The following is an 18,363-nucleotide window of genomic DNA, read 5'->3' as shown; positions in this document are numbered from 1 at the left end:
TACTCACGAACCAGCCCGCTTCCCGGGCGTTCGAGGAAGACCTTCATGACCGCGACCACATCCGAGATCGGCTTCCGTGCGCGCGTGCGGCGTTTCACGCGCACCGCCGCGGTGCTTGGGGTCGCTGTCGGCGTCTGCGGCTTCGCGTCTCCGGCGCACGCGGCCGAAGAGGAGCTGACGGATGCTGCGACGCCGACGCTCTCGGTCTCGGTCGGCGTGCACGGCCGGGTCGCTCCGGGGGCTGCCGCGACGGCGACCATGTCGGTGCGCAACGACACCGACGAGGAGGTGCCGGGCGGACGCGTCGTCGTCGAGATCGGCAACACCCCTCTCACCGACTCCGCAGCGGTGTCGACCTGGGTGGCGGACGGCACCGCCCCGGGCGATTTCCAGCAGATCGGCGGAGACACCGCGGATGCCGTGGCGCCGGGAGACGCCGAGAGGATCAACGTCGAGGTGCCGGTCGAGGCGCTGGCCGCCCTCGCGCCGGGGGTCTATCCGGTGCGGGCGACGCTCGACGACTCCCCGGGCGACTCCTCGCGCGACGACTCCGACGACGAGGTGACCGCCGAATCGGTCCTCGTGATCACCGACACCGCACCCCAGGTGGGCGTGATCGTGCCCATCACGGCGACGCCCGCCGACCGCGTGCTGCTCACCTCGGAGGAGCTCTCGACCCTCACCTCCGCCGACGGCGCGCTGACCGCGCAGCTCGACGGCGTGACGGGCACGGCGGCCGTGCTGGCGATCGACCCGTCGATCCTCGCCGCCATCCGCGTGCTCGGCACGGCGGCGCCGCAGTCGGCGACCGAGTGGCTCGCCCGCCTCGACGAGCTGCCCAACGAGCGCTTCGCCCTGCAGTTCGGCGACGCCGACGTCACGGTGCAGTCCCAGGCGCAGCTGCCCGAGCTGCTGCAGCCCACGACCCTCACGCCGTTCATCGATCCGCGCAACCTGCCGTCCACACCGAGCACCCCGACTCCCACGCCGGCGGCAGCCGCCACCCCGACACCCGCGCCGACGCCGGAGCCCTCGCTTCCCGACGACGAGACCCTCACCCGGGTCGACCGTGCGATCGACGGCATCGTGTGGCCGCGGGGCGGCGTCCGGGGAGACGACCTCGCCGCGTTCTCGAGCTACCTGGGCGGCGAGGCGACGACGATCGTCTCGTCCACCGACATCGAAGAGGCCTCCCCCGCGCACGTCACGGCATCCGATCGCGACGTGCTCGTGGTCCAGGAGGCCGCCTCGCTGGCGATCTCCCGTGCCGCCGCCGAGGCCGACGAAGACGCCAGGACCGGCTGGCTCTCGACCGCGAGCGCGCATCTCTTCCTCGCCGCGCAGAGCACGCCCCAGGCGCCGTTGCTCGTCGGGCTCCTCCGCGACGAGACCCGCGACGCCTCGGCCCTGCGTGCGGCGATCGCCTCGGTCGACTCGATCGGCTTCGATCTCTCGTCGGTGCGGGCGTCGGCGCCGACGGCCGCGGCCCTGCGCGTGGTCGACCCGAACCCCGAGCGCGTCCAGGCCCTCGAGAGCATGCTCGTCGACGAGGGCACGCTCGCGAGCTTCGCCACGATCCTCGACGACCCGCAGGTGCTCCTCAGCAGGGAGCGCATCCGAGTGCTCCGCGAGATCGGCGTCGGAGCGACCGACGCGGCCTTCGCCGAGGGGGTGCTGACGCATAGGGAGAACACCCGCATGACGCTCGGCGCCGTCAGCATCCCGCCGTCCAGCACGATCCAGCTGCTCAGCGCGAACGCCGACCTGCCCTTCAGCATCCGCAACGACCTGCCGTGGCCGGTGACGCTGCGCCTCACGGTGGCGCCGACGGACCCGCGCCTCGAGGTCGAAGAGAGCACCGACGTGGTCGTGCAGGCCGCCACGACGGCCCGTGTGAAGGTGCCCGTCTCGGCACGCGTGGGCAGCGGCGAGCTCGATCTGCGTCTCAACATCTACAGCCCTTCCGGCGTGCTCATCGACGGACCTCAGACCGTCCCGGTCGCCGTGCGCGCCGAGTGGGAGACCATCGGCCTCGTGGTGTTCGGGTCGCTCGCGGTCCTGCTCATCGCGGGAGGCGTGGTGCGCACGGTCCTGCGCCGCCGCCGCAGCGCCGGCGAGAGCGGGCCGGAGGCCGACGAGCACGACGACGAGGCCGGCACGCCCGACCGAAAGCAGGATGCCGTGCACATCGACGCCGACGCCCCGACGACCCCGGATGCACGTGAATAGCCTCGGCCGCGCCAGCGCCATCATCGGCGCCGGCACCCTGGTGTCGCGCATCACCGGGCTGCTGCGCAGCATCGTGCTCGTCGGCGTGCTCGGGGCGGTGGGCTCCGAGGCCGCCGACGCCTTCACGTACGCGAACCAGCTGCCCAACAGCGTCTTCTCCCTGATCTCCGTCGGCATCCTGACCGCCGTCATCGTGCCGCAGATCGTCAAGGCGACGGCGGATGCCGACGGCGGCAACGCCTTCATCTCGAAGCTGTTCACGCTGGGCACCGTGGTGCTGGTCGTCGTCACAGCGATCGCGACGGCGGCCGCTCCCTGGCTCGTGCACCTCGTCGCCGGCAAGGCGACCCCCGACGTGCTGGCGCTGGCGACGGCCCTCGCCTACTGGTGCCTGCCGCAGATCCTGCTGTACGGCCTCTACGCGATGCTCGGCGAAGCGCTCAACGCGCGGAAGATCTTCGGTCCGTTCACCTGGGCGCCCGTGGTGAACAACATCGTCTCGATCGCCGGCTTCCTCCTGCTCGGCGCCCTCTTCGCGCCGGTGTCGACGGATGCCGTCGACTGGACGCCGCCCATGGTCACGGTCCTCGGGGCGACGGCGACGGCCGGCATCGCGCTGCAGGCCGTCGTGCTGCTCGTGTTCTGGCGCCGCACGGGCCTCGCCCTGAAGCCCGACTTCCGCTGGCGCGGGGTGGGCCTCGGCAACGTCGGACGCCTGGCCGGCTGGACCTTCCTGATGGCGTTCGCGAGTCTGGCGGCCGGGGTGCTCCAGGGCTTCATCGTCAGCGAGGCATCCGGCATCGGATCGTCCGCGACGGTGACCGCCAACGCCTGGCTCATCTTCATGCTGCCCTACTCGGTCATCGTGCTGTCGATCGGGACGCCCTACTTCACCCAGATCAGCGAGCACGCCGCCGCGGGGCGCGACGACGAGGTGCGCGGGGACATCGCGCGCAGCATCCGGACGCTCCTTTTCTTCATCGTGGCCGCCACCGCCGCCGTCGCCGCCGCGGCCATCCCGGCGTCGCGCGTCTTCACCCAGTCGGCGGACGACGCGCAGGCGGCCGCGCTCGTGCTCCTCGCCTATCTGTTCGGTCTGATCCCGCTGACGATCCTCTTCATCGTGCAGCGCACGTTCTACGCCTACGACGACACCCGCACGCCGTTCTGGTTCACGATCTTCCAGTGCGTGCTGATCGTGGGTACCGCGCTCGCTGCCCTGGGACTCCGTGAGGCGGGTGTCATCCCGCTGACCTCCCTCGCCGCGGCCGTCGCCCTCGGGCAGTCCCTCGCCAGCATCCTGCAGACGGTCGTCGCCACCTGGCTTCTGCACCGCAAGATCGGCGGCCTCCGGATCGCCTCCTGGCTGGCCGCGATCGGCAGGTTCGCCCTCGCCGGCGTACCGGCCGGCTCCGCCGGATGGGGCGCGTTCCTGCTGCTCGGAGGCGTCGAGGGGTGGACCGTGTCCGACAAGATCCAGGGCGCGCTCGGCACCGCGATCATCGGGCTCGTCGTCGTGGTCGTCTACCTCGGCATCCTCGCCCTGCTGCGGGCCCCCGAGCTGAAGACGGCCGGCGCCCTCGTCCGGCGGTTCCTGCCCGGTCGCTGAGCCGGGGCATCCGATCGGTGCGGCCCGGCTCTCGGGAATGTCCCGCGGCTACCATGGGTTGAACCCGTCGAACATCATTCGATGGCAGTGCAGTCTCTAGGACGGAAAGCATCATGCGTCAGGTCATCATCATCGGCTCCGGCCCCGCCGGATTCACCGCCGCCATCTACGCGGCGCGCGCAGACCTCAAGCCGCTCCTCATCGCGAGCTCGGTCGAGGTCGGCGGAGAGCTGATGAACACCACCGAGGTCGAGAACTACCCGGGCTTCCCCGAGGGCATCCAAGGTCCCGAGCTCATGGCGAAGCTGCAGGAGCAGGCCGAGAAGTTCGGCACCGAGGTCGTCTACGACGACGTCACGTCGCTCGACCTCGACGGGACGGTCAAGAAGGTCACGCTCGGCAGCGGGACCGTGCACGAGACCCGCACCCTGATCTACGCGACGGGATCCGCCTACCGCAAGCTCGGCATCGAGGGCGAAGAGCGCCTCTCCGGCTACGGCGTCTCGTGGTGCGCGACCTGCGACGGGTTCTTCTTCCGCGAGAAGACGATCGCGGTCGTCGGCGGCGGCGACTCTGCGATGGAGGAGGCCACGTTCCTCACCCGTTTCGCCGACAAGGTCTACGTGATCCACCGCAAGGACACCCTGCGCGCCTCGAAGATCATGCAGGAGCGCGCGTTCGCGAACGAGAAGATCGAGTTCATCTGGAACAGCGAGGTCGCCGAGATCATCGGCGAGAACGCCGTGTCCGGCGTGCAGCTGCGCTCCACGGTCGACGGCACGCTGCGCGACCTGCCGATCGAGGGCCTCTTCGTGGCGATCGGCAACGACCCGCGCACGCACCTCGTGCACGACAAGCTCGAGCTCACGTCGGAGGGCACCATCTGGGTCGACGGCCGCTCATCGGTCACCTCGGTCCCGGGTGTGTTCGCCGCCGGCGACGTCATCGACCCGACCTACCGTCAGGCCATCACCGCCGCCGGTTCCGGCACGGTCGCCGCCCTCGACGCGGAGCACTTCCTCGCCGACTTCGAGGACGCCTCGGTCGAGGTGCCCGCCGCCGAGGCCGCGGAGATCCTCACCGCCTGAGGACCGGGAACACTTTTCCCCGGTCCGCTGTTGTAACCGACGAACCTCGAACAAGGAGAAACTCTGATGAGTGCAAAGGCTACGAGCCAGGCGACCTGGGAGCAGGACGTTCTGCAGGCCGAAGGTCCCATCCTCGTGGACTTCTGGGCCGAGTGGTGCGGTCCGTGTCGCATGGTCGCTCCGGTGCTGGACGAGATCCAGGCCGACAACCCCGACAAGATCACCATCCTCAAGCTCAACGTGGACGAGAACCCGGAGCTGGCGATGAAGTACCAGATCACGTCGATCCCGGCGATGAAGGTGTTCCAGGGCGGTGAGGTCAAGACGACCATCATCGGCGCGAAGCCCAAGTTCGCCCTCGAGAAGGACCTCGCCGACTTCATCGGCTGAGTCCCCTCGCACAGGCAGTCGAGGCCGTCACCCCATCGGGGTGGCGGCCTCCGTGGTTCCTAGCCCGGTCCCTGAGCGAGCGCAGCGAGACGAAGGGCCCGTCACCCACCCGACCCCGGTCCCTGAGCGAGCGCAGCGAGACGAAGGGCCCGTCACCCCCGAGGCGTCTCCTTGTCCGAGACGTCCACCCGCTCCAGTCCGCGGGCGGCCCGTGCCCGGTCGACGAGCTCCTGGATGACCGGCGTCTTGGCCGCGTTGTAGGTGGATCTCCCGCGCGCGGCGGCGGCCACGGCGTCGCACTTCGCGTGGGCGTAGCGCGTCGCGTCTTCCGGATGCGCGAGCAACCAGTTCCGCAGCAGGCGCTGGTTCACGGCATCCCACTCCCCCGCCTCGAAGAAGTGCGCGATCCGCGTGCGCACGCCGTGCTCCTCGAACACCATCACCGGATGAGTGCGCACGGCGCTGCCCAGCCGCCATCCCCCGCGCTCGAGTGCCGCACGGTGCTGCTCGAAGTCCGCAGCATCCGCGATCCTCACCGCGACGTCGATGATCGGCTTCGCCCGCATCCCGGGGATGGCTGTCGAGCCGATGTGCTCGACCACCCAGTCGCTGTCGCCGTGCTCTCGGATCTCGGCGGCGATGCGCTCGAACTGCTGCGGCCACGACGGGTCGTAGGCGACGAGCATGCGGGGCATCGTCAGGAGGCGTCGGCGATCGTGGGGTCCCAGCGGCGGTGCCGCTGCTTCTCGTCGAGCAGACCCCAGACGGCCGGGGTGAGCTCGGGGTAGTCGAGCGCGATCTGACGCAGCACCCGGTAGTGACGCGCCTGGTTGGGTCGCACGCCGTCGTTCGCGGCGATGTTGTCGGCTCGGAGCAGATACACGACGAGCTCATCGACGCTCGGCAGCTCCTCCATGAACTCCCAGGGGTCCTCTCCCCCGAGCAGGCGCTCCTGAACGAGCACGGCGAGTTCGTCGGATGCCTCGGCGCGCAGCACTTCGAGGCTGGCGCGGCGCGGGACGGACTCGGTCATCCATCCAGCCTACGCGCGTGTTCGACGGGGTCGGCGCTCGACCTTCACATCTTCGCTCATCTCCTCGAGCTCCTTGCCCTTGGTCTCGGCGACCTTGAAGTAGACGAAGAAGAACGACAGGAGCGCGAAGAACGCGTAGAACCCGTAGGCGAACGGCAGACCGATGCTCGAGAACCACGGGAACGTGGTCGAGATGAAGAAGTTCGCGGCCCACTGCGCCGCCGCGGCGACGGCGAGGGCGCCGGCGCGGATGGAGTTGGGGAACATCTCCCCCAGCAGCACCCAGACCAGCGGGCCCCAGGTCGCTCCGAAGAACACGACGAAGGCGTTGGCGCAGATGAGCGCCACCGTCGACCAGGGCTCGGGAAGGGTGACCGCTCCGGAGGAGTCGAGGGATCCGAACGAGAACGCGAGGGCCATCAGCCCCAGCGAGAGCGTCATGCCGACCGAGCCCACGAGCAGCATGATGCGGCGACCGACCTTGTCGACCAGCAGGATCGCGACGATCGTCACCACGATGTTCGTCACCGACGTGATCACGGTGATGAGCAGCGCCTCGGACTCGCCGAAGCCGACGGACTGCCACAGCGTCGTCGAGTAGTAGAAGATCACGTTGATGCCCACGAACTGCTGGAAGACCGACAGCAGGATGCCGACCCAGACGATGGGCTTCAGGCCGAACCGGTGGCCGCGCAGGTCTCGCAGCGACTCGGAGCGCTCGGTGTTGAGGGTGCCGGTGATCTCGGTGATCTTCGCTTTGACGTCGACGGCGCCGGTCACCGTCTCCAGCACCTCCGACGCCTTGTCGATCTTGCCCTTCGCGACCAGGTACCGCGGTGATTCGGGCAGACGCAGCGCCAGGATGCCGTAGAGCACCGCCGGGATCGCCTCGGCGATGAACATCCACCGCCAGGCGTACAGACCCCAGAGGGACTCGGCCGCGCCGCCCGCCACCTCCGCGAGGAGCGCGTCCGACAGCAGCGCGACGAAGATGCCGGTGACGATCGCGAGCTGCTGCAGCGATCCGAGCCGGCCGCGCATCGCCGCCGGCGAGACCTCGGCGATGTAGGCGGGGGCGATGACGGATGCCGCGCCCACGCCGAGACCGCCCACGACGCGCCAGATGATGAGGTCGACGACGCTGAACGCGAGTCCCGATCCCACCGAGGAGACGAGGAAGAGGACTGCCGCCGTCACCATGATGGGGATGCGGCCGTACCGGTTCGCCAGAGGACCGGCGAACCACGCGCCGACCGCACATCCGATGAGCGCGGACGAGACGGCGAAGCCTTTGAGGCCCACCCCGAGGTCGAAACCGGAGACGTCGCCCGCGAGGGCGTCCACCGCGCCGTTGATGACGGCCGTGTCGAAGCCGAAGAGGAATCCCCCGAGTGCGGCCGCGATGCTGATCGCGATGACGCGACCCTTCAGCGAAGAACCTGCTGACCTCGTTGACATGATGCCTCCCGCTCGTCGTCCTGAGCGAGTCTAGGGCGGCGGGGCGGATCCGAGGGAGTGCTTGACAGAGCCCCTCTCGACGCGATTCGCGCCCGCCCTGTCACCTGTGCGGTGACGGGACGGGCGCGACGTCGATGAGCGCGGGGAGTCAGCGGCCGTAGGTCTCCTCGCCCAGCTCCTCAAGGATGCGGTTGAGGTCCTGGATCGAAGCGAAGTCGATGGTGACCTGGCCTTTCCGTGCACCAAGAGAGATCTTGACGCGAGTGTTCAGTCGATCACCGAGCTTGCCGGCGACCTCGTCGAGATAGGCGCGGCGCGCCCCGGGCGTGGGCTTCGACGACGTACCGGCCGCACCGGACACGGCCTTCGCCGCCTCCTCGGTGGCACGCACGGACAGGTCTTCGTTCACGACCTTGTCGGCGAGCCGCTGCATCTTCTCCGGGGTGTCGAGGCTCAGGATCGCGCGGGCGTGGCCGGCCGTCAGCACCCCAGCCGCGACGCGCTGCTGCACGGGCACGGGCAGCTTGAGGAGACGGATCGTGTTGCTGATCTGGGGACGCGAGCGTCCGATGCGCGTCGCGAGCTCTTCCTGCGTGATCCCGAAGTCCTCGAGCAGCTGCTGGTACGCGGACGCCTCTTCGAGCGGGTTCAGCTCCGAGCGGTGGAGGTTTTCGAGCAGGGCGTCGCGGAGGAGATCCTCGTCGGCCGTCTCGCGGACGATCGCGGGGATCGCGTCGAGTCCGGCCTCGCGCGCGGCACGGGTGCGCCGCTCCCCCATGATCAGCTCGTACTCGCCGTCCGAGTTGGTGCGGACCACCACGGGCTGCAGCACGCCGAACTCGCGCACGCTGTGCACCAGCTCCGCGAGGTCTTCGGGATCGAAGTGCGTGCGCGGCTGCCGCGGGTTCGCGACGATCTTCTGCGGGTCGACCTGAACGAGCCGGATTCCGGGAACCGCGGCCAGATCCTCCTCGGTGAGCTCCGCAGCGGCTTCGGCGATGGCCGTCTCCGTCGTCACCTCGGAGGGACGGATGCTCGCCCCGGGGAAGAAGACGTCGACCGGACGCTCCGTCTGATCCGCAGTCGGGATGAGAGCACCGATGCCTCGACCCAGTCCAGTGCGCTTCGCCATCATTTCTCCTTGCTCTGCGTCGCGGCACGCGACGCGATCTCCACCGCGGCCTCGCGATACGCGATGGCGCCAGCGGACTGTCCGTCATAAGCGATGACCGTCTGACCGAAGCTCGGAGCCTCCGAGACCCGGACGGAACGGGGGATCACGGTGTTCAGTACCTGATCCGGGAAGTGGCCGCGGACCTCTTCCGCGACCTGCTGCGCCAGGCGAGTGCGCCCGTCGTACATCGTCAGGAGGATCGTGGAGAGGTGCAACGCAGGATTGAGATGCTTCTGGATCATCTGAATGCTCCCGAGGAGCTGGCTCAGCCCCTCGAGCGCGTAGTACTCGCATTGGATGGGAATGAAGACCTCGGATGCCGCGGTGAACGCGTTGATCGTGAGAAGACCGAGCGAGGGCGGGCAGTCGATGATGACGAAGTCCAGCGGGTTCGTCTCGAGGTAGTCGAGAACAGCGCGACGCAGGCGGTGCTCGCGCGCGACCTGAGAGACGAGTTCGATCTCGGCGCCGGCGAGATGAATCGTGCTCGGCGCGCAGAGGAGATTGGGATTCTCGGGGCTGACCTGCACGACATCGACGAGGGGTGCTTCATCGATCAAGACGTCGTAGACGCTCGGGGTGTCACCGTTGTGCGGGACGCCGAGGGCTGTGGAGGCGTTGCCCTGCGGATCCAGGTCGATGACGAGAACCTTGGCGCCCAGCCCGGCGAGGGCCGAGGCGACGTTGACCGCCGTGGTGGTCTTACCGACTCCGCCCTTCTGATTCGAGACGGTGAGGATGCGAGTCTCGCCGGAGAACTCGACGGTCGCCGCCTCCAGCGCCCGTCGGCGGGCTGACAGGTCGGCGAGCTCCCTCGCGAGCGGGGTATCCATCCCGAACGATTCGTTCGAGGATGCCTTTTCGGACTGTTTCACGTGAAACATCCACTCCTTTCGGGGCCGCGTTCTACTCTAATCGCTGGTAGCGACGTTCCCTGCCGCGAGGCACCGGATGCGGGGAGAGATGGAAGCGCGCGCGGTTGTGGAGGGAGGGTCGGGCGTGCGGCCGCAGGACGTGTTTCACGTGAAACGCGCCCCTCCGAGAATCCGCAGCGTTTTAAGAGGAGAGCAGCCCACGGCCCGCGCGGTCCTGTCAACGTGGGGACAAGTGGCGCCGATCGGCTTCCGATGCCCAGCGTTTCACGTGAAACGTCGCGCCTTCTGCACGTGTACTCAATGACACAACGGAAGCGCGGGCCGTTGATCTAGCCCGCACCTGAAACGAGACAGCCACGACCTGAAGCGCTCTGTGGACCATCGCAGCCAGCGTGCGTCGTTGCGGCACCCGCACAGTCCAAGCGACCGACGCCTGACCCCTTCCAACGCGCAGCGTTTCACGTGAAACATCGTGCCGAGTTCCCTTTCCGCCATGGACAAGGCGAGCGGGAGCCATTGCCCCAGCCCGCATCTGAACGAGACCGCAAGTACGGAAGCGCTCTGCGGAACGTCCCAGCCAGCGTGCGTAGCTGCCTGAACTGTCGACACCACGCGACCGACACCTCTCCCCCTCCGTTTCGAGCCCACTATCCGGCGACTGCCCCGGGCGTAACGTCACCGATTCCCCCCGGTGTTCGGTGTCCAAGGTGAGAGGATGATAGCGGGTGGGCTCTGAGAACGGGAGCCGTCGTCCCGGACTGCCAGGCTGCCGACTCGCCTCAGCTCACCACCATCCACTAGCGTCCGGGCGCCCTCCCTTGGAAGCCCACCGTGCTGGGGAACATCGCTGGGCGATCCGCACACCGAGAGGAGACGCTTCACCCGCGAAGGCATCCCACAGACAAGAGGACTGCACTGACGGCGGTCAGACTGTCTGGTCCGGCCTACACACCGCCAATCCGGACACTCGTGGGGGTGCAGGCTGGTCGCCAGAACGTTTCACGTGAAACGAGGGCGACGCCGTCGTTGATCGCGATGGCACCGCACAGGAGGAGCAGTACCTCGCAAAGTACACCGCACTCGCGCTGTGGTCTGCACTTCATACGCGTCATCTGCGCGCAAGACTCGGGTCATGAGACACCAACACGCGGGCTTGTGACGGTCAACGAAGCCCGCCTGACTGATTGCGCTGGAGTGCCTAATCGGAGTCGAGGGCGGTCGATGTTGAGGTTCCCTTCTGCCACACCTCCCTTGAGGATTCCCAGAGTGCGAACCGATCGTCGCCCTTCCAGTTGCCGCGGCGAAAGTACCGGCCTAGGAGAGCTGCGCTGCAGCGTGAATCGACGGATCTCTTGGTATCCGAGCTACGGGTAACAGGCACTCTCAGCCGGTGGAGTGCACCTTTCTCGGCAACACCCTTCCCTAGGCCTCACCCGCGGACCCCACGCTTCAGAGATCGATCCGCACTCGTTGATTCGCTCCCGCTTAGACCATTCGTTTCACGTGAAACATCTGGAGCCATTCCGGGATAAGTCACCGCATCCGCTTTGCGGAGTGAGCCTCCGCACCCAACGGTCCAAGGAGGGATGCCGTCCTGGCGTCAGAGCCAGCGACCGCGGCGAAGCATCGTGCAACTGCAGACACATCGCGAAGTACTACTCAACGCCGCACTGCCCCGAGATAGTGAGACGTCGCCCCGATCGATACCGCACCGCTTGAAGCCAAGGATGTGCCTTGATCCGCATGGGCCGGTTCGTCAGAACTCCGGCGAAGCATGAGACCTAGGCATGCACACGCCGGGTGACCGCCGCCCGGAGCGAGGCTTCGAGACGGCAGATGCGAACGAAACCCGACTGCGTGCTCATCCCGCCGTCTCACGAGAAGGCCGTTTCACATGAAACATCGGAGGTAGCCCTCCCACCCAGCGGCCACGATGAGCATCAGGGGGATCGAAAGTACCACCCGGCATCCGCATCACAAACGGCCCACGGCACGCGCACTGCCCGAAATGACACTACCGACGTGTCGTGACGAAAGCCCGGTCCGGCCGACCCGCCCATCCACGGTGTTTCACGTGAAACACCGTGCTCAGCCGCGGACGACCGCCCGAACCACGCGGGTCGTCTCTGATAGAACACCCTCGCCCAGCATCTCGACTCGGACGTTGGAGAGCTTGTGCCTCTTGATCTGCTTCTGGGCCGCTTCGATCTCGTTGGCAGCGTTCATGCCCTTGAGCAGCGTGAGCTCCCCACCGTCGCGCAATAGTGGGGCGGTGAGCGGAATCAGCGTCCGCAGCGCGCTGACAGCTCGCGCCGTCACGACATCGAAGCTCTCCGGTCGGCGGACATCCTCCGCACGAGCGCGCAGGATCTCGACGTTATCCAAAGCAAGCGCCGCCACCTGCTCAGTCAGCCAGGTCACGCGGCGTTCCATGGGCTCGATCAACGTCCACCGCACGTCGGGCCGGGCGATCGCGAGCACGAGGCCCGGCAGTCCCGCCCCGGACCCGATATCAGCGACCGAACCGTAGAAGAGAGGCGCGGCGATCGCACTGTTCAGGATGTGGCGGGTCCACAGCCGGGGCAGTTCCAGGGGACCGATGAGCCCCCGCTCCTCCCCCTGGTCGGCCAACGCCCGTGTGAAGCTCCGTGCCACATCGATCCGGTCACCGAAGATCTCGGCCGCGACGGACGGCTCGGTCTCGAGAGTGTGTGCGCTCATCGCCCCACCGGCATCCGACTCTGGGGGCTGTCAGCGACGGCGCAGCACGGTGTGCCGGTCTGCACCTTCACCGTACGACTCGGAGACGAGACCCTGCTCCGCCGCGATGTCGTGAACGAGCTTGCGCTCGTAGCTCGACATGGACGGCAGCGAAGCCTGCGAGGCTCCCTCGTCCAGCTTGGTCGCTGCGGCGTTGACGAGCGTCTCCAGCTGCCGACGTCGGGCGTCACGAGAACCACCGATGTCGAGGATGAGGCGGGAGAAGGCTCCGGTCTTGTTCTGCACCGCGAGGCGCGTGAGCTCCTGCAGAGCCTGCACCGTCTCGGGCGCCGACAGCACGTCGAGGCCGTTGCTCTCCGCCTCGATCGACACGTAGGCACGACCCTGGCGTACGTCGAGGTTCAGGTCGCCGTCGATGTCGGCGATGTCGAGAAGCTCTTCCAGGTAGTCCGCGGCGACGTCGCCCTCGTTCTCGAGCTGGTCCTGCGTGGGCTCGGTCCGCTCCGTGACGCTCTCGCTCATGAGCCGCTCCCCTTCTTCTTCGCACGCTTCTTGCCCACGGGCTGCTGACGCTTCGGCGCCTCGGCCTTGGCCTTCTCGGCCTGCTCGAGCAGGCGCTGCTGTTCGGCCTCGTACACCGACATCGGAACGACCTTCCCCTTCGCGTCGATCGCCTTGCCCTTGCGAGCCAGACGCTCCTCGCGAGCCTTGGCGGCCTCGGAGCCCGGCGTGGGCATCTCGCGGATGACGAGGAACTGCTGGCCCATGGTCCAGAGGTTCGAGATGAACCAGTAGACGACGACGCCGAGCGGGAAGAAGACGCCAGAGAAGATGAAGCCCAGCGGCAGGATGTAGAGCATGATCTTCTGCATCTGGTACGCCTGGCCGGTCTTGGCCTCGGGCGACAGGTTCTTCGAGATGATCTGCAGCTGAGTGATGAACTGCGAGGCGATCATCAGCACCACCAGGGTGATCAGGATCACGATCGCGGTCGTGTTGCCCGCATCCACCGCGTTGCCGAGGGTCTCGTGCAGTGACGCGACACCGAAGAGCTTCGCGTCGTAGAACTGCTCCGTCAGCTCCGCATCCAGCAGGCCCACACCGCCGATCCCGGCCGCGTGGTGCTTCGTCACGTCGCTCAGCACGCTGAACAGCGAGAAGAAGATGGGCATCTGCACCAGCAGCGGGAGGCAGCTCGACATCGGCGTCGTGCCGTGCTTCTTATACAGGGCCATGGTCTCGCGGCTCATGGCCTCGCGACTCAGCTGATCGCGCTTGCCCTTGTACTTCTCCTGGACTTTGCGCAGTTCAGGAGCGATTTCCATCATCTTCCGCTGGCTCTTGATCTGCTTCACGAAGAGCGGGATCAGGGCGGCGCGCACGACGATGACCAGGCCGACGATCGACAGCACCCAGGTGAGACCGGAGTCCGCGGCCAGGCCGACGGCGGTGAGCAGCCAGTGCCAGGCGACGAGCACGAGCTCGACCAGCCACTTGAGGGGCCAGAGGATGGTTCCGATCAGATCGAAACCTCCAGAGGAGGGTGCCGGCGTCTGTGTGGCGCTGGCGAGCAGAAGGTCGAGACCCACCGGTCAGTCCTTTCGAGCGGGGACCACGAATCCGTGCGCGGTCAGATCGTGGCGGAAGTGTGCGTGCGGTGCGACGTCGTCGACGCCTCCGCGACTCCAGGGGTTGCAGCGGAGGATGCGCCATGCCGAGAGCAGCGTTCCCCGCACCGCGCCGTGCTGTTGCACCGCTCCTACAGCGTAAGCGGAACAGGAGGGGTAGTACGCGCAGACGTCTCCATACAGCGGCGAGATCACCTTGCGGTATCCGGCGAGGAAGCCCAGCACGAGATTCCGCGGGATGAGCGGGATGCTGCGGGCGAGATCGCGCACCTGCATCCGTGCCGTCCCGACCGACGTGGCCGGCAGCGCGCTCACGGCGCCACCGTGGGGGCGAGTCGGCCGAGGCAGCGCTCGACGTCCGCCCTCAGATCGTCGTAGCTCGCGACGGCAGACGCAGGAAGGGCACGGATGACGACATCCGTGCCCTCGGGAACACGCGGCAGCGCTGCGGCGCAGACGGCCTTGAGCCGTCGACGCACCGTGTTGCGGACCACCGCGCCCCCCACCTGCTTGCTGATGATGAAGCCGAACCGCGCGGGTCTGCTCTCACCCGTCGTCATCATGGAGGTGATGACGTGGGACCCGCCACAACGGGATCCGCGACGAACGACCAACCGGTAGTCGCTCCCGCGGGTCAGCCGATACGGGCGGGCGAGCACGACGGCTTACGCGGAGAGCTCGGTGCGGCCCTTCGCACGGCGAGCCGACAGGATCGAACGGCCGGCGCGGGTGCGCATGCGGGCGCGGAAGCCGTGCTTCTTGGCGCGACGACGGTTGTTGGGCTGGAAGGTGCGCTTGCTCATGGAATCACTCCGGGAATGGTGTCACCGGATTCACTGCGGCCGGAGACATTGGGGAACTGCCGAAAAAGGCATAAGTCAACCGACTAAGGGTACGTCGCGCTGGCGCACAGAGCAAATCTGCGCGCCCCGGTGGTGATCGCCGTCGCGTACCGCACAGCCATTATCCACAACCCCGGCGAATCCGCCAGGCGCAACACGCACGCGGATTTCCCAGGGCAGGTTGCCGTTCGCAGCCGCGGTGACTACCGTGGCATCCGAAGTTATCCACAGGGCGTCACCCACCGCCCGCCCCTCCCGAACCCGCTCGGAGCGTCATGTCCTCACCTGCCCAGCCCGACGTCCCGATCTGGACCACGGTGCAGGAGCTCCTCGTCGCGGACGACCGGGTCACTCCGCAGCTGCAGGGCTTCCTCAGCCTCGCGGTCCCGGCGGGCGTGATGGCGGCGACGCTCTACCTCGAGGTGCCCAACGACCTCACCGCGGCGCAGATCAACAAGCGTCTGCGGCTGCCCATCATGGAGGCCCTCGCCCACATCGGCGAGGAGGTCACGTCGTTCCGCGTCGTCGTGAACCACGAGCTCACCGAGCAGGCGACCGTGCCCCTCGCGGTCCCGGACTTCGGACGACAGGATGCTGCACGCGTCGAGTCGCCCATGGAGCAGCCCACGCCGCTGCGGCACGAGTCGCGGCTGAACCCGAAGTACACGTTCGACAACTTCGTCATCGGCCAGTCCAACCGGTTCGCGCACGCGGCAGCGGTCGCCGTGGCCGAGGCGCCGGCGAAGGCCTACAACCCTCTCTTCATCTACGGCGACTCGGGTCTGGGCAAGACGCACCTCCTCCACGCGATCGGCGACTACGCGCAGTCCCTCTATGCGGGGGTGAAGGTGCGCTACGTGTCGAGCGAGGAGTTCACGAACGACTTCATCAACTCGATCGCCAACAACCGCGGCGCCGCGTTCCAGGCGCGGTACCGCGAGGTCGACATCCTCCTCATCGACGACATCCAGTTCCTGCAGGGCCGCGCCGAGACGCAGGAGGCCTTCTTCCACACGTTCAACACGCTTCACGATCACAACAAGCAGGTCGTCATCACCAGCGATGTCGCACCGAAGCACCTGACGGGCTTCGAGGACCGCATGCGGAGCCGCTTCGAGTGGGGCCTCATCACCGACGTGCAGGCGCCCGACCTCGAGACCCGCATCGCCATCCTCCGCAAGAAGGCGCAGAGCGAAGCGCTCCACATCCCGGACGACGTGTTGGAGTACATCGCGACCGTGGTGTCGTCGAACATCCGTGAGCTGGAGGGCGCTCTCATCCGCGTCTCGGCGTTCGCGAGCCTCAACCGGTCGGCTCTCGACATCTCCCTGGCGCAGACGGTGCTCCGCGACATCGTCGACACGGCGGAGGACAACATCATCTCGCCGACCGACATCATCACGGCGACCGCGGCCTACTTCAAGCTCACCGTCGACGACCTGTACGGATCGAGCCGCTCCCAGCAGATCGCGACGGCGCGGCAGATCGCGATGTACCTGTGCCGCGAGCGCACCAGCCTCTCCCTCCCGAAGATCGGGCAGCTGTTCGGCAACCGCGACCACACGACGGTGATGTATGCGTACAAGAAGATCAGCGACCTCATGAAGGAGCGGCGCTCGATCTACAACCAGGTGACGGAGATCACCACGCAGCTCGGTCGGCGCTGATCGCCACGCGGACCTCGGAGGGCGCGGCATCCACCGGATGCTGTGCCCTCTCCCGTTCTTGACAGCAGTGCTCGGCATCCGATAAATGCCTCTATGCACATGTGGATAACTTGTGGATGGTTGTGAAACCGACCGCCTCCGATGTGGGTCGATGGCGACAACCTGTGGATAACCAGCGGGGACGACAGCAGTTGCCGATCGCTCTCCACCCGCGGATTCCTCAGGGATTCCACAAGTGACAGACGTGTAGTTCCCTACTCGCGTCTGCTTTCCACCGACTTATCCACAGTATCCACAGCTGTTAACACCGTTAAGGAGTTAACCCGGTTAAGGCGCGATCCGATCACCAGACGGTGGGGAGAGCGTGCGGCATCACACGAAAGGAATCGACGTAGGGATCGGCAGGTCTGTGGGGCTAGCATGGGAAGCCCTGCAGGGGGCCCACCCTGCGGCGACACCGACGACACCCGTCTCAGATCGACGACTAGGGAGCACCCGTGAGGTTTCAGGTCAACCGCGATGTCTTCAGCGAGGCTGTGTCCTTCGTCGTCAAGCTGCTCCCCCAGCGCAATCCCCAGCCGATCCTGGCCGGTGTGCTGATCGAGGCGCAGGGATCCGAGCTGACCCTCTCGGCGTTCGACTACGAGGCATCCGCGCGGACGACGACCGAGGCGGCCGTCGACACTCCCGGCACGATCCTCGTACACGGACGACTGCTCTCCGACATCGCGAGCCGGCTCCCGAACGCTCCGATCGAGATCGCCGTCGAGGACGACGGCGGCATCACCGTCTCCTGCGGATCGGCGCGCTTCACCCTCGCCGCCATGCCCGTCGAGGAATACCCGTCCATCCCCGAGGTCGCCGGATCCTCCGGCGTCGTCCCGGCCGACGAGTTCGGCACCGCGATCGCCCAGGTCGGCTTCGCGGCCTCCCGCGACGACGTCACCCCGGTGCTGACCGGTGTGCAGCTCGAGGTCTCGGGCCAGAACCTCAGCCTCGTCGCGACCGACCGCTACCGCGTGTCGCTCCGCGACGTCCCGTGGGACGGCGAGGCCTCGGAGCAGACCGCGCTGGTCCCGGCCCGCACGCTCGTGGAGGTCGGGAAGACGTTCGGGCACGCCGGCACGATCCAGGTCGCGTTCTCGGGCGCGGGCGACCGCGAGATCATCGCGTTCACCGCCGGCAACAAGACCGTGACGTCTCTGCTGATCAAGGGCAACTTCCCGCCCGTGCGCCGGCTGTTCCCCGAGCAGACCGACCACTACGCCGTGGTGAACACCGCCGACCTGATCGAGGCCGTGCGCCGCGTGGCGCTCGTGCTCGATCGCGCCGCTCCCCTGCGGTTCACGTTCTCGAGCGACAGCGTCACGATGGACGCCTCGGGCAGCGACCACGCCCGGGCATCCGAGTCGGTCGACGCGATCCTGTCCGGCGGTGACGAGGTCGTTCTCGGCCTCAACCCGCAGTACCTGATCGAGGCGCTCGGCGCGGTGAAGAGCGAGTTCGTGCGCGTGACCTTCACGTCGAGCGACAACGCGAACAAGCTCAGCCCGGTCCTGATCACGAGCCAGACGTCGGTCGACCAGGCCGGACTCGACTCGTTCAAGTACCTGCTCCAGCCGAACCTGCTGCTCCGCTGAGCCGACCGC

General features: G+C 67.5%; 17 protein-coding genes. 6 read left to right on the top strand and 11 right to left on the bottom strand.

The window, feature by feature from the left end; translation table 11 throughout:
* The first annotated feature begins 45 nt into the window (after positions 1-45).
* The 4 genes from AB3M82_RS07790 to trxA all read left to right on the top strand — a co-directional run bounded on the left by AB3M82_RS07790 (position 46) and on the right by trxA (position 5,316).
* A complete protein-coding gene (locus AB3M82_RS07790) occupies positions 46-2,229 on the top strand; it encodes a DUF6049 family protein (protein WP_412956833.1) in 2,184 nt (727 codons plus the stop codon).
* Entirely contained in the window at positions 2,222-3,838 is a 1,617-nt protein-coding gene (gene murJ, locus AB3M82_RS07785) for a murein biosynthesis integral membrane protein MurJ (RefSeq protein ID WP_412958022.1), read from the top strand. The genes AB3M82_RS07790 and murJ overlap by 8 nt, the downstream gene beginning before the upstream one ends.
* Positions 3,839-3,951: 113 nt before the next feature.
* Positions 3,952-4,926: a thioredoxin-disulfide reductase gene (gene trxB / locus AB3M82_RS07780; protein WP_412956832.1), complete on the top strand. Its 975-nt coding sequence runs from the start codon at positions 3,952-3,954 to the stop codon at positions 4,924-4,926.
* Between the two features lie 66 nt (positions 4,927-4,992).
* Positions 4,993-5,316, top strand: a complete 324-nt coding sequence (gene trxA / locus AB3M82_RS07775) for a thioredoxin (RefSeq protein ID WP_412956831.1) — start codon at positions 4,993-4,995, stop codon at positions 5,314-5,316.
* Between the two features lie 152 nt (positions 5,317-5,468).
* Here trxA and AB3M82_RS07770 read toward each other — a convergent pair whose 3' ends face one another.
* The 11 genes from AB3M82_RS07770 to rpmH form a co-directional block, all read right to left on the bottom strand.
* Entirely contained in the window at positions 5,469-6,011 is a 543-nt protein-coding gene (locus tag AB3M82_RS07770; RefSeq protein ID WP_412956829.1) for a GrpB family protein, read from the bottom strand.
* 2 nt (positions 6,012-6,013) lie between these two features.
* On the bottom strand, positions 6,014-6,349 hold the full coding sequence (locus AB3M82_RS07765; protein WP_412956828.1) for a tryptophan synthase subunit alpha: 336 nt from the start codon (positions 6,347-6,349) through the stop codon (positions 6,014-6,016).
* 9 nt (positions 6,350-6,358) lie between these two features.
* Positions 6,359-7,807 (bottom strand): sugar porter family MFS transporter, encoded by a 1,449-nt coding sequence (locus AB3M82_RS07760; protein ID WP_412956827.1) that lies wholly within the window; start codon positions 7,805-7,807, stop codon positions 6,359-6,361.
* Between the two features lie 148 nt (positions 7,808-7,955).
* Positions 7,956-8,939: a ParB/RepB/Spo0J family partition protein gene (locus AB3M82_RS07755; RefSeq protein ID WP_412956826.1), complete on the bottom strand. Its 984-nt coding sequence runs from the start codon at positions 8,937-8,939 to the stop codon at positions 7,956-7,958.
* A complete protein-coding gene (locus AB3M82_RS07750) occupies positions 8,939-9,814 on the bottom strand; it encodes a ParA family protein (RefSeq protein WP_412956825.1) in 876 nt (291 codons plus the stop codon). The genes AB3M82_RS07755 and AB3M82_RS07750 overlap by 1 nt, the downstream gene beginning before the upstream one ends.
* A 2,130-nt stretch (positions 9,815-11,944) precedes the next feature.
* Positions 11,945-12,577 (bottom strand): 16S rRNA (guanine(527)-N(7))-methyltransferase RsmG, encoded by a 633-nt coding sequence (rsmG, locus tag AB3M82_RS07745; RefSeq protein WP_412956824.1) that lies wholly within the window; start codon positions 12,575-12,577, stop codon positions 11,945-11,947.
* A 30-nt stretch (positions 12,578-12,607) separates the two neighbouring features.
* Positions 12,608-13,099 (bottom strand): Jag family protein, encoded by a 492-nt coding sequence (locus AB3M82_RS07740; protein WP_412956823.1) that lies wholly within the window; start codon positions 13,097-13,099, stop codon positions 12,608-12,610.
* On the bottom strand, positions 13,096-14,166 hold the full coding sequence (gene yidC / locus AB3M82_RS07735) for a membrane protein insertase YidC (RefSeq protein WP_412956822.1): 1,071 nt from the start codon (positions 14,164-14,166) through the stop codon (positions 13,096-13,098). Before yidC ends, AB3M82_RS07740 begins: the two co-directional genes overlap by 4 nt.
* 3 nt (positions 14,167-14,169) lie before the next feature.
* The gene (gene yidD, locus AB3M82_RS07730; RefSeq protein WP_412956820.1) at positions 14,170-14,520 is read right to left on the bottom strand and encodes a membrane protein insertion efficiency factor YidD; all 351 of its coding nucleotides are present in this window, start codon (positions 14,518-14,520) and stop codon (positions 14,170-14,172) included.
* Positions 14,517-14,864, bottom strand: coding sequence for a ribonuclease P protein component (gene rnpA / locus AB3M82_RS07725; protein ID WP_412956819.1), 348 nt, complete (start codon positions 14,862-14,864; stop codon positions 14,517-14,519). Before rnpA ends, yidD begins: the two co-directional genes overlap by 4 nt.
* Before the next feature lie 6 nt (positions 14,865-14,870).
* Positions 14,871-15,008 carry a 50S ribosomal protein L34 gene (gene rpmH / locus AB3M82_RS07720; RefSeq protein ID WP_005054680.1) on the bottom strand — a complete coding sequence of 46 codons (138 nt, stop codon included), beginning with the start codon at positions 15,006-15,008 and terminating at the stop codon, positions 14,871-14,873.
* A 314-nt stretch (positions 15,009-15,322) separates the two neighbouring features.
* Between rpmH and dnaA the strand changes: the two genes are divergently transcribed.
* Together dnaA and dnaN are read left to right on the top strand one after the other, a co-directional pair.
* Complete coding sequence (gene dnaA / locus AB3M82_RS07715; RefSeq protein WP_412956817.1) at positions 15,323-16,714, top strand: chromosomal replication initiator protein DnaA; 1,392 nt, start codon at positions 15,323-15,325, stop codon at positions 16,712-16,714.
* A 497-nt stretch (positions 16,715-17,211) separates the two neighbouring features.
* Positions 17,212-18,354: a DNA polymerase III subunit beta gene (gene dnaN / locus AB3M82_RS07710; protein ID WP_412956815.1), complete on the top strand. Its 1,143-nt coding sequence runs from the start codon at positions 17,212-17,214 to the stop codon at positions 18,352-18,354.
* The last annotated feature ends 9 nt before the right edge of the window (positions 18,355-18,363 follow it).

The sequence above is a fragment of the Microbacterium californiense genome, assembly GCF_047246625.1.
Lineage (GTDB): Bacteria > Actinomycetota > Actinomycetes > Actinomycetales > Microbacteriaceae > Microbacterium.
This window is presented reverse-complemented; position numbering and strand designations above follow the sequence as displayed.